This is a genomic window from Chryseobacterium sp., assembly GCF_029240215.1.
In the GTDB taxonomy this organism is placed as follows: domain Bacteria; phylum Bacteroidota; class Bacteroidia; order Flavobacteriales; family Weeksellaceae; genus Chryseobacterium.
On sequence record NZ_JARBTK010000011.1, the window covers coordinates 1 to 16997 of the forward strand.

14 protein-coding genes are annotated in these 16997 nt (G+C 34.3%); 6 read left to right on the top strand and 8 right to left on the bottom strand.

Features of this window, described 5'->3' with window-relative positions; translation table 11 throughout:
- The first annotated feature begins 710 nt into the window (after positions 1 to 710).
- The 4 genes from K0R77_RS16225 to K0R77_RS16240 all read left to right on the top strand — a co-directional run bounded on the left by K0R77_RS16225 (position 711) and on the right by K0R77_RS16240 (position 4616).
- Positions 711 to 1070 carry a prevent-host-death protein gene (locus K0R77_RS16225; RefSeq protein WP_300354735.1) on the top strand — a complete coding sequence of 120 codons (360 nt, stop codon included), beginning with the start codon at positions 711 to 713 and terminating at the stop codon, positions 1068 to 1070.
- A gap of 70 nt (positions 1071 to 1140) precedes the next feature.
- A complete protein-coding gene (gene map, locus K0R77_RS16230; protein WP_300354738.1) occupies positions 1141 to 1905 on the top strand; it encodes a type I methionyl aminopeptidase in 765 nt (254 codons plus the stop codon).
- 465 nt (positions 1906 to 2370) lie between these two features.
- Positions 2371 to 3798 (top strand): SDR family oxidoreductase, encoded by a 1428-nt coding sequence (locus tag K0R77_RS16235; RefSeq protein ID WP_300354741.1) that lies wholly within the window; start codon positions 2371 to 2373, stop codon positions 3796 to 3798.
- A 227-nt stretch (positions 3799 to 4025) separates the two neighbouring features.
- Positions 4026 to 4616: a hypothetical protein gene (locus tag K0R77_RS16240; RefSeq protein WP_300354744.1), complete on the top strand. Its 591-nt coding sequence runs from the start codon at positions 4026 to 4028 to the stop codon at positions 4614 to 4616.
- Between the two features lie 428 nt (positions 4617 to 5044).
- Here K0R77_RS16240 and K0R77_RS16245 read toward each other — a convergent pair whose 3' ends face one another.
- From K0R77_RS16245 to K0R77_RS16275, 7 genes are all read right to left on the bottom strand, one after another.
- Positions 5045 to 5635: an SMI1/KNR4 family protein gene (locus K0R77_RS16245; protein WP_300354747.1), complete on the bottom strand. Its 591-nt coding sequence runs from the start codon at positions 5633 to 5635 to the stop codon at positions 5045 to 5047.
- 10 nt (positions 5636 to 5645) lie between these two features.
- Entirely contained in the window at positions 5646 to 7256 is a 1611-nt protein-coding gene (locus K0R77_RS16250) for a polymorphic toxin-type HINT domain-containing protein (protein WP_300354750.1), read from the bottom strand.
- Between the two features lie 4 nt (positions 7257 to 7260).
- On the bottom strand, positions 7261 to 8067 hold the full coding sequence (locus K0R77_RS16255) for a hypothetical protein (RefSeq protein ID WP_300354753.1): 807 nt from the start codon (positions 8065 to 8067) through the stop codon (positions 7261 to 7263).
- A gap of 6 nt (positions 8068 to 8073) precedes the next feature.
- The gene (locus tag K0R77_RS16260) at positions 8074 to 10284 is read right to left on the bottom strand and encodes a phage baseplate assembly protein V (protein ID WP_300354756.1); all 2211 of its coding nucleotides are present in this window, start codon (positions 10282 to 10284) and stop codon (positions 8074 to 8076) included.
- 208 nt (positions 10285 to 10492) lie between these two features.
- A complete protein-coding gene (tssD, locus tag K0R77_RS16265; protein WP_300354759.1) occupies positions 10493 to 10897 on the bottom strand; it encodes a type VI secretion system tube protein TssD in 405 nt (134 codons plus the stop codon).
- A gap of 408 nt (positions 10898 to 11305) precedes the next feature.
- Positions 11306 to 11704, bottom strand: coding sequence for a response regulator (locus K0R77_RS16270; RefSeq protein ID WP_300354762.1), 399 nt, complete (start codon positions 11702 to 11704; stop codon positions 11306 to 11308).
- Positions 11694 to 13247, bottom strand: a complete 1554-nt coding sequence (locus tag K0R77_RS16275) for a PAS domain-containing protein (RefSeq protein WP_300354765.1) — start codon at positions 13245 to 13247, stop codon at positions 11694 to 11696. Before K0R77_RS16275 ends, K0R77_RS16270 begins: the two co-directional genes overlap by 11 nt.
- A gap of 307 nt (positions 13248 to 13554) precedes the next feature.
- Here K0R77_RS16275 and K0R77_RS16280 point away from each other — a divergent pair, with 307 nt between their 5' ends.
- Together K0R77_RS16280 and K0R77_RS16285 are read left to right on the top strand one after the other, a co-directional pair.
- A complete protein-coding gene (locus K0R77_RS16280; protein ID WP_300354767.1) occupies positions 13555 to 15684 on the top strand; it encodes an ATP-binding protein in 2130 nt (709 codons plus the stop codon).
- A gap of 157 nt (positions 15685 to 15841) precedes the next feature.
- Complete coding sequence (locus K0R77_RS16285) at positions 15842 to 16351, top strand: hypothetical protein (protein WP_300354769.1); 510 nt, start codon at positions 15842 to 15844, stop codon at positions 16349 to 16351.
- 30 nt (positions 16352 to 16381) lie between these two features.
- On the opposite strand, the gene K0R77_RS16290 is transcribed toward K0R77_RS16285, so the two are convergent.
- On the bottom strand, positions 16382 to 16810 hold the full coding sequence (locus tag K0R77_RS16290) for a hypothetical protein (RefSeq protein WP_300354772.1): 429 nt from the start codon (positions 16808 to 16810) through the stop codon (positions 16382 to 16384).
- Positions 16811 to 16997: the final 187 nt, after the last annotated feature.

Here is a 16997-nt window from a genome sequence, read left to right on the forward strand (position 1 = left end):
CGGTTTGTCAATTTTCTTTAAGAAGTTTTTATTCATGGCTCATAATTTTTAATCTTTAGTTTTTTTAAATCTTTAATATATACAAACGTGCCGCTCCTAAGGAGCTCTGTAATTATCATGTAGATGTTTTGCTACAAACATTCCGCTCCTACGGAGCGCAGATCTTTCTTTATGAATATTTTAGATTGTCCTTTAAGATGCATATTCTACCAAACGTGCCGCTCCTACGGAGCTTGAATATTACAGGATATTTGGATGAAAATATTACGACCCAATCGAGTGGGAAATTATTGTACCTGATTTTTTATAAAATATTGATCTTAAGAAGCAATAGAGAGGAGCTTGAAATCGGTTGGAAAAAGAAAAGAATTCACAATTTTATAAGCTAAAGAATTAAAAAAAGATAAGCATGTCTTATAAATACTTTTTTATAGTTATTGAACAGGAGAAAGTATATTGAAATAGTCTTGGTTTTGAAAAATCATATAAAACAAATCCCATAAACTGAATGGCTGATTTAAGATCTTTCTTGCAAACAAAGAGAAAGTGCAGAATGAGAAGAGGAAAATATGAAAAATGCTGAAAGAATTGATAGCAGATTATAGATAATTAAAACAAAAATACCTCAGGGAATTTTAGAGACATTATATATGCGTCTATTAGTTTTGAATGTTTTCAGATTCTCCTTAAATTTGTGTAAAATTAGAATAATGAATTACAAACTTGAGCTCAATACGCAAAAGCCTGGCTCTAAAATTGTTTTTAATACCATCGTATTTGACTGGTTCAAGATTAATATAGTCGAAAGATACATGGGAAGGATGGAAGCTAATCCGAAACTATGTGAAGTTCTGTTTAAAGTAAGAACTCTTGATGATGATATTATTAAAAGAAAAGATGGTCATTTAAGAATAAGAATTAAAGGGGAGGATTTTGAAGAATATCAGAAATTGAGCAAAGTATTGAATTCCTATGATTATCGGAACAAATTGCTCAACCGAAAGGATGCCGATCAGGAGTATGTTCATTTTATATTGAGGCTAGTGATCGCCAATTATGAACTTAACTGATTACTTTTGAAGAATCTAAGCAGCATTATACAACTTTCAATATTAAAAAATCATTGACAAATACAAAAGCATGTCTATAACAAATGAATCTGAGTTAATCGGAATGAAAAAAGTAAGTGATGTTGTTGCTTACACTCTGAAAGAAATGAAAAATCATGTCAAGCCCGGCATGACCACTAAAGAACTTGATAATTTTGGGGCGGCTATTTTAAAAAGTTTTGGTGCAAAATCTGCACCACTTCTGACTTATCAGTTTCCGGGTTGTGCCTGTATAAGCGTAAATAATGAATTTTGCCACGGTATTCCTTCTGAAAATACAGTTTTGAAAGAAGGTGATCTTATTAATATAGATGTCTCTGCTGAATTGGATGGATTCTGGTCTGATAACGGAAATTCATTTGTAATAGGAAAAGACATCCATCAACATCAGAAATTGGTTGACGCATCAAAAGAAATATTAAAAAAAGCAATCAATCATATAAAAGGCGGAGTAAAAATCGCAGATATAGGGTATCTTATGGAAAGCGAAGCTAAAAAGAAAGGTTATAAAGTGATAAAAAATCTTGGCGGTCATGGCATTGGGAAAAGTCTACACGAACAGCCTGAAGAACTTTTAAACTACAGAAACCGATTTGACCAAAGACGATTTAAAAAGAATGCTGTGGTTGCTATTGAAACTTTTATTACTACATCTTCATCATATGCTGTAGAACTGAATGACGGCTGGACAATGGTTGGTGATAAAGGAGGATTTATGGCTCAACATGAGCATACTATTCTTATTACAGACGCAAAACCGATCATTTTAACTGAAATGAATGGAGTCTGGAATTAGTAAAATTCCACACCAACTCAGACATCACAATATTGATTACATATTCCTAATTCTCCTGATAAGTTTAAACCTAAATTTTTCACTGTACTTTTCATATTAAATCAATACGATTTTAGTCTTTTTTTATTTATTCAAAATTCAGTTTAAAAGTGAATATTTTAAAGAAAATAAAAGAACTCTAACTGGCTTTACTCTTTATTTAGTTTGAAAATTTGGTTTCTCACAACAAGAAATCAAGAAACACCGATGAAGCCTTGCATAGCTCCAACTAAAAAAAGCAAAATGGTTTTCATCATATATTAAATGAATTATATCAATTCTTAAATAATTAAAATGAAAACTCTTGGTATCAGATTTGTAACTCACTGTGTCAGCAAATACATTGTATATGTACATTTTTCCTCTTTATTGGAAGTTAAATGAAACCAATGTAAATCACCACCACATCACAAAATTTAATGACTAATGAAAATATTCCTCACCGGAGCTACAGGTTATATCGGAAAAAGACTTCTCATCCAGCTTTTGAGCAACGGTCATGAAGTGATTTGCTCTGTACGTGATAAAAAACGTTTTGACCTTTCTCTTTATCAGAATTATGAGAACCAGCTTAATGTGATTGAACATGATTATAATGATGATTCTACACTCTCTCCTATTAATCAGGAAATTGATATTGCTTTTTACCTCATCCATTCGATGTCTGCTAATGCAGATTTCAGTAAGGCAGAAAAAATTTCGGCTAAAAACTTTGCTAAGGCTGTTGAAAAAACAAATTGCAGACAAGTAATTTACTTAACCGGGATTGTGAATGAAGACCAGCTTTCAAAACATTTGCAGTCAAGAAAAGATGTAGAAAAAGAACTTCAGTCAGACTCCTATGCATTAACGGTTTTGCGTGCCGGAATTATCATTGGCTCAGGATCGGCTTCGTTTGAAATCATCCGTGATCTTGTAGAAAAACTTCCTATAATGGTTGCTCCCAAATGGCTGAAAACGCTTTGCCAACCTATCGCCATCAGAAATGTAGTTGAGTTTCTCACAGGAGTAATAGGGAAATCTTTTACCTACAACAGACACTTTGACATTGCAGGTCCTGATATTCTTTCTTATAAAGAAATGTTGCTCATCTTTGCTGAAGAAAGAAAATTAAAGAGAACAATCATCTCTGTTCCCGTTCTCAGCCCAAAAATATCTTCTTACTGGCTTTATTTTATTACTTCTACATCCTATGTTTTGGCTAAGAATCTTGTTGACAGTATGAAAGTAAACGTCGTTGCAGAAAAGAATGATCTTGCAGAAAAATTAGGCATCAAACTGCTTTCTTACCGTGAAAGTTTACAATTAAGTTTCGATAAAATAGAACAGAATGATGTCTTATCTACATGGTATGACTCTTTCGGAAACTATAAATATTCTAAAAACGTCTGGAATTTTCTGGAAGTACCAACAATGGGAGTTTTTAAAGATAAAAAAGTAAGAAAAATAAAAAATGAAGAATTAACGCTTGATAAAATCTTTGGTATCGGAGGAAAAAACGGATGGTATCATGCAAATTATCTGTGGAGTCTGAGAGGAAGTATCGATAAACTTTTTGGAGGTGTAGGGCTGAAAAGAGGGCGGAAAAATTCAAAGTCAATCAATGCCGGAGACAGCATAGATTTTTGGAGAGTACTCTATGCAAGCAGAGAAGAAAAAAGACTCCTTCTTTTTGCCGAAATGAAAGTTCCGGGGGAAGCGTGGCTTGAATTTAAAATTACAGATGGAAAACTTATCCAGGAAGCTACATTCAGACCTGTCGGTATTTTTGGAAGGTTATACTGGTATGCGGTACTTCCCTTTCACGGATATATTTTTAACGGAATGATCAGTAGGCTTGCCGAGGATAAATAGAATTTATTAAATCATTTCTGAATATAAAATAGTAATAAATCTGGCATAAAAATTGAAATTAAAAAAATTAACTATTAAAAAATCTGTTCAAAGGAACTACAAATATTCTCAGCAAAAGTTGAGAATATTTTTTTGCTCTAAAATTTTAAATTTGATTCGTGTATCAACACTCAATGAATGATTAGATTTGTAAAAAATTACGCTTGCCAAACCAATCACATTTAAAAATGAAAAAGTTCCTTCTTATATTTTTAATCTTACTTCAGATCAATGCATTTTCACAGCAGAAAGAAATTGCAGATCATTTCACATTGCAGATACGTGAGGAAGAAGGAGATCTCAACAAAGATGGTTTGACAGACAAGGTGATTATTTCAATGGATACCATTGATGCCACACAACCATTGAGACTTCAAATCTATTTTAAGCAACCTGATAATAAATTTAAATTAATCATTTCTACGACCGATCTTCTCGATCCTCAATATCCAAATGGAAAATATGGTGGAAATCAAATTCCCGATATATTTATAGAAGATGGTTATTTAATTTTAAATTCTGAAATAAGAGATGAGCATATTGAGCATAAATTTCTCTTTAATAAAGGAATTTTTGAATTAATTCATCTTTCAAAAGTTATTTGGGATGGAAAAAATACAACTACCGAAACAGATTTTAATCTTATGACAGGAATAAAAACCGAAGTAGTGAAGTCCTTAGGTTCAGAAGAAATACTCTGGAAAAGTGAAAAGAAAATCAATATAAAGCCATTGCCTAACATTCTGAATATCAAAAATTTCATTTCCAAATTTGATTGAAAACATAAAAATCAGAAAAATCAATATTTTCAATATATTGATTTTAGGGCATAAAAAACCCCCGAACTCCTCCGGGGATAAAAACTAATAACCATGAAAACTCAATTAAACATGAGTACTATATTGTATTGAAAAATTGTGCCAAAATTTAGCATTTATAGGCTTTTAACATTATTTAATAGTTTCTTTTTTTTACAATTTTCGAAGCGTTCTGAAAATGAAATATTTATGATAAGTTCTTAATAAACTTAAGCTGATTTGTTTCTAAATATTGTTAAACTTCACTTATTATTTTTCAAATCTTAGAAATTATAGAATATTTTTATTTATAGGAATTCATATTCATTGAACCAAAAACTTTTGTGTTTTTATGCAAATCACGCTATTACTAAATAGTTTAAATCATACTGCAATTTATTCCAATTGTACTATCCATTTAATAATTCTTCCCACTCTTCAAAAGAAAGAGGGGGTAAACCTTGTTTCTCTCTCTGCTCATTTTTAATTTTTACTGAAATTGGGGTAATCTTCACTCTACTATTCTTCTTTGCTATTTCGATCTCTTGTTGAGAAGGAAGTTCAGGTAAAATTAATTGGTTTGTAAATTCTTCTATACTTTCAGCAACCTTGCTCGGCCATTTATCAACTCCCTCAAGTCCCCAATCATCAGTTTCATGAAACCAATAATAAACCTCGTCAGACTTCTTGTTCATGCACAATAAATCTCCGCCATCTACACTTCCTATAGGAAAAATTTCATCAGGCATTCTATTTACGTAGGTCTCATAATTCTCTGATAAACTTTGGTATTTATCTTCTGAAATTCCAAGAAAATAATTTAAATTAAATTCAAGGTTATTCTTTTTATAAAATGTTTTAACGGGCTTACAGACATTATAATCCAGTATGAGTTGTTTGAAGCTTATAGGAAGTTCCAAATAATATCTCAATTCAAAATCCTTAATTTTTTCAGCCAAGACATCTTTGTCTAATTCTACTAATGTTATTAATTTAGTCATATTATTTATTTTAAGGCAAAGTTCCATCTCTTAAACCAGAGGCTCCTCCGGTATGTGGAAAATTACCGTTGATTGATTTAGGAACTAATTGCATTGTTAATCCATCTTCGACATGATGCCAAACATATCCTGCTGGAGTTTCCGTGTAACCTGCAGCTGCATTAGCTAAAGCTTCATCATGTGAATACTTTCCATTCATACCTGTTACTGGACTAACTTCATCAATTGCATGTGGAGAAAAATCTGGATAACCTGCAGAATTATAAGTGACAGAATCTCCGTTAATATCTGTATAAGTTGTACTACCATCAGGATGATTGATTGTTTTGGAATGATCAATTTTTTTGTTTGTAGATGAAGGACTTCTTGGTTTACATCCATTATGAACCAAGACCCCATCTTCGGTCACATAATAATTCTCATTACCCTCAATATCAAAATTATAAACTTTTTCGTAATGAGGCAAGGTTTCGATGCTGATAATCGTAGTGTAATCTCCACCTTTTAGATGTAATAAATCTCCAGCTCTTAGGCTTCCAGCTTCAATCCATTCATCATTACAGTAAAATCTGTGTTCTGGAGTGACACGAACAAATTCTCCGGTTGGTAACTCTAATGAAAGCATTTGCTGGGTAAATCTTTCGTGCTTCTGAAGAATAGGTTTGTATTCCTGTTGCTTTGTTTCCTCATTATAAGTAAGTACAAAATCTCCTTCGAATAAATCTTCAATATTTGCCAATCCGTTTTGGGTATGAACCTTCGTTCCGGCAGGAAAACATACTAATGTTGCACCTTTAGCAGCAAAAATACCCAGTATAAGACTTACACCACTTTCCTGTAACTTCTCAAGGGCGCTTTTATCGCTGCTCCAAATGTTATACTGTTCATAATAAGCTCCACCAATTCCCAGTCCACGCATGGTTTTACAGAATAAGGAAGCATTTTTAAATCCTTTAAAAGTAAACTGTTCGATTAATTCTTTTCTTGCTGTATTTACAAACTGCTTACCAAATTCACGTCCGAAAGTAGCGGCTGTTTGTCGTATTCCGGTTGCTCCGGCGGCTGTAGTTGCTCCGGCTGCACCGCCTACCATTCCTACTGCGCCACGTCCTGCAAGAAAACCAAAAGCAAAATTGGCGACGTGACCAAGATTCGTTAATGCAGCACTTCCCCAAGCTTCCCATGCAGTTTCTTTTGGCGTAATGGTTCCTCCTTCTGCAGGGCAAACCATAATGGATGATAATGTAAGAGCTTTTTTGTTTTCTATTGAAAATTTCTGTGCAGTATTGGTCCATTTTCTAGTAGCCGCTGCTGCCTTACATTTTAAGGCTCCTATTGCAACCGCAGCCAAAATAGCTGCAGCAATAATAGCAGCAACAAGCCATCCCGGACCAGGAATCATGGCACATATTCCTACAGCAATTCCTGCTACGGCTCCTGCAATGAATGCTGTTTTTCCGAGGCAAATAAAGTTATTGCCTTTTAAAGTATCAAGTTCGGTTGCAGCTTTATCTCCGCTGAAGGTTACAAAATCCTGGCTTGTAACTTTCATCTTTTTGGGAGCTACGCCTTTATCACAAACGACATAGTGCTTTTCTGTAAGATATTGTTCATCAGCCATACTGTTAGAATTCTAAATGAGTATCCATATAACAATGATAATAGAAAAACTCACCAAGCTGCTCTGTGATTGTAAAGTCAGACTTCAGCAAGATTCTGTCATCATATAAGTACTTTCCTTTTACTTTGTAATCGGGGTGCATATAGTTGTCTTTTGCAAACTCCCGTAACCTTCGGATCATTTTATCATCTCTGATCATCATTCCTTCAACATTCCATTCGCTTAATTGCTGCTCGGTCAGTTTTTCCGTCACTGAAATATTAACAGGAATAACAACACCAGAACCAAATCTATCCATATCTTCTCTTTTCTGATAACTTTTGCTTCCTTCTGCCAAAGGTTCTTTACCAAAAATGTAGAAAAACTGATAGAGAAAGTGAATGTATCTGATGCTCTTGATTTCCATCTCTTCATTGGTAAGTTCATATTCTTTAGCTCTGATAATTTCATAAGCTTCGATGGGATGTGAGTTGGTTAACCAGCCTTTTACTTCTTTCCACTTATTCCGAATATCATCTTTATTATATATTTTAGCAATCTCTCCCTTTTTATTGACTCCAACTTCAAGTGTCCTGTAGATACTACAAACTTTATTGGTCATCTCAGTAATTTGTACAATGAGAGGATCTTCGTACATTTCTAAATTGTATTCGGTCTCAGTGATTTCAAAAATGTGAAAATCTTCATCGGGATCTTTCCCTTTATAAGTGACTGCTGTTTTAATATTTATTTTATAATTACTATCTAAACTGTGGACTTTTGTTTTGCCGATGATATCGGTATTATAAATATATTCTTTTCCTATTTCCATCAGAATTTACTTATTTATGTTGACCTTACTTCCGTTGATCTGCACTTCAGAGGTGCCGGTAACTTTTACATTTTTCCCACCGACGGTAGTTTCATTAGTAGCTGAAAGATTAATGGTTTGTGTAGCATCAACTTTTATCTCTTTACCGTTGATTGTAATTTTACCATCCTTATCAATGACAATGGTACTTGCTCCTACAACAATTTTAAATTCTGTCGTTGCAGTAAGAGAAACTTTCCCCGATTTGTCCATCTGAAGAATAGAAGCTTCACCGACATTGATCATGTTTGTGTTCCCTGCTTTTATGGTATTATCATTCGCCACATTAACTGAATTATTATTTCCTACTGTGACAGTTTTATCGTTATTGGTATTCGTCGTAGCATTTCCGGCTCCGTCAAATTTCATGTTTGCACCGCCTTGATCTGTTAGAAACACAGAACCAGCACCATCGTCCAGTTCAAGTTTATTTCCACTTCGGCTGCTTAAACTTTTAATATTATTTCCTGTTCCGCCGCCACTACCGACTTGTCCGTGGAACATTCCGCCCATAACAAAAGGTCTGTCCGGGTGTTGGTGTGCAAAATTGACAACCACTTGATCTCCTACTTCAGGAATTGCCATAAAACCACGGTTTTTGCTCACCTTATCGCTTCCTCCTGCATCGGGAGTCATTACTCTGATGAATTCAGAAGTGTCCTGACCGCTTTGCCAGTCAAATTGTACCTGCACTCGACCTTGATTTAAAGGATCTGTATTGGATATTACTTTTGCAAATTGTGCATCTGCTTTGGGATTTTCAAATTCAGGACGGGGAATATAACCGCAATCAGCGGCAATTGCCTCAAAATTCCCTGTATAATAACCTCTTGCATCTACAACATGGCTTACTTCGGTAATCATTAGTTTTGTGAAATAGGAAGTCTGGTTGGTATCGGTCTGCCGCATTTCGATATCTGCAGCACAACCCGGATACAGAAAAGGAACCGTCGTTGTTCCTGAAGTGATGAAAACTTCTGATGCTTTGCTCCCTGCTGTTCCTTTTTGGGATGCATCAACATCCATAAATGAAGATGCTTTTATTGGAGCAACCCTTAACGAAGGTGTTGTAAAAGTTTTTTCTGAAATTTCGTAAGCTCTTTTCGCAATGTCTGATGTATGGATAATTTTAGAGTTTCCTGTGGTCAGTTTTTCATTTTTACTGCTGTTATAACCATAGAATGTCGGGTTGACATGCTGAGCTTTCATTTTGATTTTAACATCATTTACGCTGCTTCCATATGTTAATTTTACAGGTTGCTCTGAAGGTGGAAGTTTCCCGAAATGGAGGACCTCGCCGTCATAAAAAAACTGCTCACCGTAAGCTTCAGCCATTCTTGCCAGATAATTATAATGTGTCTCTTCATATTGCGAGCTGTAAGAAACATTGCCGTGCTTTGCATCGACTCTGAAATCAAATTTACTTCCGCCCAAGCCTTCTTTGATCACCCGATCGGCAATACTATTTAAGCTGATTTCCTGTGCCCCACCAAAGCTCTGAATGTGCGGAGCTGCATCTAAAAGTACAGTCGGACTAAAACCTGTAAGAACAATATTTCCTAAACTGCCTTTTTCCTGACTGAAACCAACTTCTGTAATCACACCCACAAAATTTCTTTCGGGTCCATCGATCACATCTTTATATTTGAAAATAACAGTCAGTCTTTTGCCTAAAAAGTTTTGTGCTTCTTCTAAATTGTGATTTTCTGCATTTCCTAAACTATCATATGCTAATGTAAGACTAAACTGATGATGCTTGATTGCACTTTGATTCAATTCAAAATGTTTAAAATGCTTTATCACTTTTCCTTCAATGACGATCTCAAGTTTTACAACTCTGTTGATTCCCAAAACCTGACTTGAAGGTATGGCTTTGGCATTATGAATTTTGGAAGTCGGCTGTTTTGACCAAACTTTTTCTTGCGAAGTTATTGCATCATTGGAATGCAGATCCTGATTCATAAACATACCTGAAACGCCTTGAGCAGGTCCTGCAAATGATTGTATCTGAGAAACTTTATCTGCTGTTTTCTTTATATTTCCGTCAACTTTCTGCAGTTTAGTATTTGCTTTGGCTTTTACATTATTCACTGCAGATTCTTCCAAATTGTGAAAAGTTTCAGAAGATTTTACACTTTTAGGAGTCTCCGGTTTTGATGATTTATTATCCTGAAACATAGCTTAGTATTTTTGATTATACATCTGTCTTTTACTCTCAAAAGAGATCGTGATTTACATAACAGAATGCCTGTTCTGATAATCCTTGAAAAGTTTTATACAAATAAAAATATATAAAACGTAATCATACTCAAAGACAGAATAGCTTACTTTTTTAGAAGTATGCTATTCTGTAAAAACTCGATTTACCAAAGCTAATCTGCTGTTTTTATACTCCCGGCCAAAGACCTTTATACGCTGAGTTTCCGTAGTTGATTGTTTCTGCGCTCACAACAAAGCTGATCAGCATAGAATTTTCGTCAACTGCGTCGAAGTCTACTTCGTGCTGAATAACGTAACCGTTTTCCCAGTTTAAAGTGATCAGTGTGCCTTCTTCGTGAGATTTGTTAAAAGTAATCTCGCCGGTTGTAGGTTTGTACTTACCATTTAGTAAAGATTCAAGGATTTCAGATTTTTCTGTAGCCTCAATAGTAAGTTTAATAAGTGCATTCGAAGGATCTGAAGCTACTCGTCCCGAAACGTCTGTAGATCTTGATACGCTGTAATTCAGCTTTAATAATTTTTGTCCTTCGCTGCCATTGAATTTTAAGATTCCTCTTGAATTTGCTGCCATGATGTGTAAATTTTAATCTGTTAATATTTTTGTAAGTGATTGATTTGTATACTTCAAAGATAAACAGTGATTTGATATCAAGTAAAAATAAATCTGATTATTTTACATTTTGTAGTAGTTCTACGATTTGATGTAGTAATTCTACGATTCAGTTTTTTTGAACATATGGCGGCAACGAAAGTCACAAAGAATAATCTCTTAAAAAAAAAATTAAGAGAAGTATTATAAGTGTTATGTTTTCAGATAAAAGTGAAAGATTTTTGTGATCTTAAAAACACTCTTCTGAAGAGAATAAAAGTAATAACCCAAAGAGATCATCTATTATTTAGATAACATATAATGACTTATTGGGAATTAATAAGATTTGGTAAAATTAAACTCATGTGAAAATATTTAAAATTATAATGGCTAGCTCGTAGTTTCAAAAACCCTGTCAATATCAGAATTTGAAAGCAATCCTCTGATTTTAATAATCAGATCATCCATATCAAAAGGTTTCGGAACAAAATCTGTTGCTCCTGCCCCGTTTGCAATACTGCTTCCGTCTACACTAGCTGAAAGTACGATCACAGGAAGTTTTTCAAACTCATCGGTGGTTCTTAGTGCTTTTAAAACCTGGTCGCCGGACAAAACCGGCATCCAAAGATCAAGAAGTAAAAGATCCGGCAAATTGATTTTCATTTCCTTGATGAGGTTTGTACTGTTGATTTCGGTAATTACATCGAAGCCTTCAGATTCCAGCAGCATCTGTAATACATCAAGAATTCCCTGATCATCATCACAGACCATTATTTTTTTATTTTCCATTGTTATCAACTTTCATTATTGGTAAGGTGAAGCTAAAGGTTGATCCTTTACCTATTTCGCTCTCCACCCAAAGCGAACCTTTATGGTTGGCAATTATTTCGTGAGAAATATAAAGACCAATCCCCAGACCAGGGAATTTTTTCTGTATATCTCTCGCTCTGAAGAATCGTTCAAAGATCTTGGTTTTATCCTGCGGACTTATGCCCATTCCGTAATCCGTAACAGACACTTTTACAAAACTACCAACTCTACTCACATGCACATCTACTTTTTCTGCACCCGGAGAATATTTAATAGCATTTGATATTAAATTATTGATGACCTGCGAAACCTGCAATTCATCGCCCAAAATAACAGCATTGGCTTTTCCTGCCAATACAACTTTGTAATCAGGAGTTGCAATTGAAAGACTTTCAACAGTATCTTTTATGGTTTTATCGATGTTAAAAGGCTCATTGTGCAATTCTATATTACCCGACTGTATTTTTGAGGTGTCGAGAAGTTCTGTGATGAGGTTATTAAGTCTGTCTACATAATTTCCTACTTTGCTTAAAGTTGCCAAATATTTTTCTGAAGCTCCATCAGGTGGCATCCTCTGAAGCAACTGCACCAGACCTTTAATGGTCGTTAAAGGAGTTTTAAGCTCATGACTTGCGATCGAAAGAAAATCGTCTTTGCGACGGTCAATCTCAGTTTTATCAGTAATATCTTCTATGGCAATTAAAATTCTGTCTTTATACTGACCTTCAAATTCTACTCTGTAAGCATTCAGCAACATGACTTTTTTTCCGATGTGTGGGAAATCATGCTCTACTTCAAAGTCAATCACAGGATTATTGGTAGGAAGAATTTTGATCAAAAGTTCCTTTAAAGCTTCAATATCCCATTGGTGATTTCCTAATTCAAATAACAATGTACCGACTGTATCTTCTGCAGAAACTTTGAAAGTATTTAAAAAATGGGTATTTGCACTGATTACAACAAAATTGGCATCCAGTACCAAAAGACTTTCTCTTACGGTATGAATAATACTTGAAAGAAATGCCTGATTATCTATAAGCTCCTGAGTCCGCATCTGTATCTTTTTCTCAACAGACGCTTTCTCTTCTCTAAGCTCGTATTCCGATTTTTTGCGTTCGGTAATATCATTTTGAACACCTATAAAATGTGTTATTTCTCCGGCATCATTTTGTACGGGAGAAACATATAGCTCGTTCCAGAAAAGTTTACCGTTTTTCCTGTAATTTCTAATTTCTACTTTACACTCTTTTCCATTTTTTATGCAGTCTTTGAGAATACTTCTTTCTGGCTGTGACCGATCCTGAGATTGTAAAAAACGGCAGTTATGACCTATGATTTCGTTATGATGATATCCTGTAATCGTCTCAAACGCTTTGTTACAATAGATAATAGGATTATCAGGCTGAGTATTGTCAGTAATGATAATCCCTGAATTTGCGGAATTGAGCGCCTTAAGATAAATGTCGATATGATTTTCTAAGTTGCTGTATGACCCGTTTGAGGCCTCATTTGATGTTTCCAATTCTAAGCGGTTTAATTAACACAATCCTGCAATAATAGTAGAAATTTATAATTTATTCAACTATTTTTTGATGCAGATAACGTTACTATCCAAATATTATGCCCATAGTATATACAAAATCACAATTTTTTATTATTATTCATCAAATAAGATTATTATTCTTATTAAATCCAGTTATCTTAAATTTTATTTAAAACAATTTAATTTTAAAACTGACTTAAAGTTAAATATTACTTGTTTAGCAAGGAATTTGCTTTATCATCATCAATCGTCTACTTTTACAAAAACTGTTTAAAGACGGTCAATTATGATTGAAAATACCTTTGGCATAAACATCGTACCCGAAAATGACGCAGAGCGCATAGAAGCATTAAAGCGATACAGAATTACCGATACCCCCTCAGAAGAAAGTTTCGATGGAATAGCAAGACTTGCTACCCAAATATTCAATGTTCCTATTTCTCTTCTTTCACTTTTAGATGCCGAATCTGTATTTTTCAAAGCCAATATTGGTATGGGAACAGCAAAAGAAGCAAACCGAGGGAAAAGTATTTGTGCTTTGGCAATACTTAATCATAAAGCTACCGTTTTTGAAGATGCTTTGAAAGAACCCTGCCTTATATCTAATCCTAATGTAATGGGTGATTTTGGGTTAAGGTTTTACGCAGGTGCTCCTCTGATTACCCATGATGGCTTTTTAATTGGAACACTTTGTATTATTGATAAAAAAACGAGAGAATTTAGTCAGTCAGACAGAGAAATTCTTGAAGGTCTTGCATCAACTGCGATGGAACAGATAGAACTGAGAAGATCATCGCTGGACACGATTGACGAATTAAAGAAATCAAATCTTCAGTTAACAAATACAGAGCTTGATCTGAAATCTGCCATTGAAGAGCTCGCTACCATCAACGAAGAAATGGAAGCGACCAATGAAGAACTTCATACCGCTAATGAAAATGTAAGCAAATCCTACGACTTAACAGTAATTCTTAACAAAAACCTACAAAACAGCGAATTACGTTTAAAATCTTTTATCAGCAAAGCGCCAATCGCATTTGGAATCTTATCAGGCGAAAATCTTATAATAGAAGTTGCAAATGATATGATACTTAAAGTTTGGGGCAAAGACAAAAAGATTATTGGCACACCAATAGAAGAAGCCTTACCTGAGCTGAAAGGGCAACCCTATATTCCCATTTTAAAAAATGTTTTTAAAACCGGGACCACTTTTGTTGGTGATACTGCTCATGTAAAACTCGAATTTGAAGGAAATTTAAAAGATTCTTATTTTGATTTCATTTATGAACCTTTGAAAAATGACGAGGGAGAAACAATCTCAATCATCGTTATCGCCAATGAGGTTACAGACAGAATCTTAAAAAAACAGGAGCTGGAAAGTCTGAATCAGCAAATGGAGATTGCGCTGCATGCAGGTCAGTTGGGTTCTTATAATTTAAATTTATCAACGGGCGACATCAGTTCTTCTGATCAGTGCAAAGCAAATTATGGTTTAGCGAATGATTCTAAATTTGATTTTGATGATCTCATGGAAATTATTGTTCCTGAATACAGAGATGTTTTAAAAGAAAAAATAAACCTTTCTATTGAAAACGGAACACCACTACACGCAGAATATCTCGTCAAATGGCCTGATGAATCTCTTCATTGGATCAACGCAGCCGGACTTCCCAATTTTGACGAAAACGGAAATGCAACCCATATGATTGGTGTAACTGTGGATATTACCAAAAGAAAAAACTATGAAACTCAAAAGGATGATTTTTTAAGTATAGCAAGTCATGAGCTGAAAACTCCTATCACTAGTCTCAAAGCGAGTATACAGCTTCTCACGAGGTTAAAAGATAAGCCGACTCACGAGATGATCCCAAAACTGATCGATCAATCGGCAAAAAGCCTTGACAAACTGAGCACTCTTGTTGATGAGCTGCTAAATTTAAACCGATTAAGCGGAGGTAATCTTGAGCTTACCAAAGAAGTTTTTACAGTTTCGGAAATGCTGAATGCTTGTTGTGACGATGTAAGAATTACAGGAAAACACCATCTCATGCTTAAAGGTGATCTTGATGCGACCATCTTTGCAGATTTACAGCGCATTGATCAGGTAGTGGTCAACTTTGTAAACAATGCGGTAAAATATGCTCATTTATCGGAAGAAATTCATTTGATTGTAGAAAAATTAGACAACTGCGTGAAAGTGAGTGTTAAAGATTTCGGTGACGGAATTGATCCTAAAATTCAGCCATTTCTTTTTGACAGATATTTCAGAGCCAATCACAATGGTAAAAAATATTCAGGTTTGGGGCTTGGATTATATATTTCATCAGAGATTATTAAACGTCACGGAGGTGAAATTGGTGTTGAAAGCTCAGTTGGCAAAGGAAGCAGTTTCTGGTTTACCATTCCTTCAAATTAACATCTGAATTTATTAAATTTGTGTTCCTTAAATTTTTATGATTGAATTTGAGTTTCTCAACAATTACATTCAAACAACAATATATTATATTTTGTGAAATTTTAAAATATTTCATCATTGTAAACTGTATATTTGCGAAAATTATTTTTAAAAAAGATTGAACGATATCAATATGCAGAATTTTGATTTCCACAGACTGATACCGATGACCAGTTTTGTAATCGACTACTATTCACACGAAGGATATGCCGATCTGCAGAGCTTGCAACTGATGAAAAACTATGCTAGTTTCCTCAAGCAACCATTGTCATTAAGAATGTTTGTACCAACAGATACCAATGGTGAGCTTATGAAAGAACCTGAAGATTACCCAATCTGGAAAGAAGCAAAAAATAAGACCAGAAAAGATACATTCACTTCCGTACAAACTGAAAAATTCAAATTGTACGAAAAGGCTGAAAAAAAGCTTTTGTTTGAAGGTTTCAAGGTCGCATACAACGGATATTCGGTTGTAAGAATTGTTGCATCTTATGATGATTCTATAGAATTGTCTTTTAAAAAAGATCATTTAAACGATCAAACTACCGCAGATGTTGAATCTCTTACCAGCTTTGATGTTATCTATCTTAGCACGGCATCATTGAAATTGATAGGTATCAGCAAATAATCTGTCTGAACTTTTTATCTGAATTTAAAATTATCTCGCAGAACTTCCTGAATGTTTTCTTGCAGAACCTATTCCGTGAAAATTTTGATAGGTGTGATAAAGATCCTTGAAATAAAGATCAGACTCCACCTCAATGTAATCTGACGCAAAATACATATGTTCTGCTTTTGGCGGAGTTGAAATCTGAGTTGATTTCGCCGTTTTTTTTGTTTTGCTGCAATGACAATACTTGCGGTCTTTTATTCTGTGAATTTCCAAATCTAAAATTCTGACATCAATTCCCTGATATTGTGTTTTTGCTTCGAATATTTTTTGATCAAAGGTAAACCACGGTTCACCGTGATAAAAAAACTGATCAATAATTTCAGGATGGTCATAATCATTTCTGTCAACCGGAGTTGCTGAACAATATCCTTCACAACTTGTACAAAAAGCTACTTTAATAGAAATCGACTTCATATTTTCTTGATTTTGGATTGTACCTTTATATATCAGAAGTTGTGCCACAAATGGCTTCAGTAAAGAGAAAACTGAGATAAAGTATTTTTATCCTGCAACAAAATTTAAGCAACGAAAAATATAACACAACTTTCAACTTTTAAATAAAATAATTTATTGGTGAAAAATTTTTAGAAGAGAATTATTT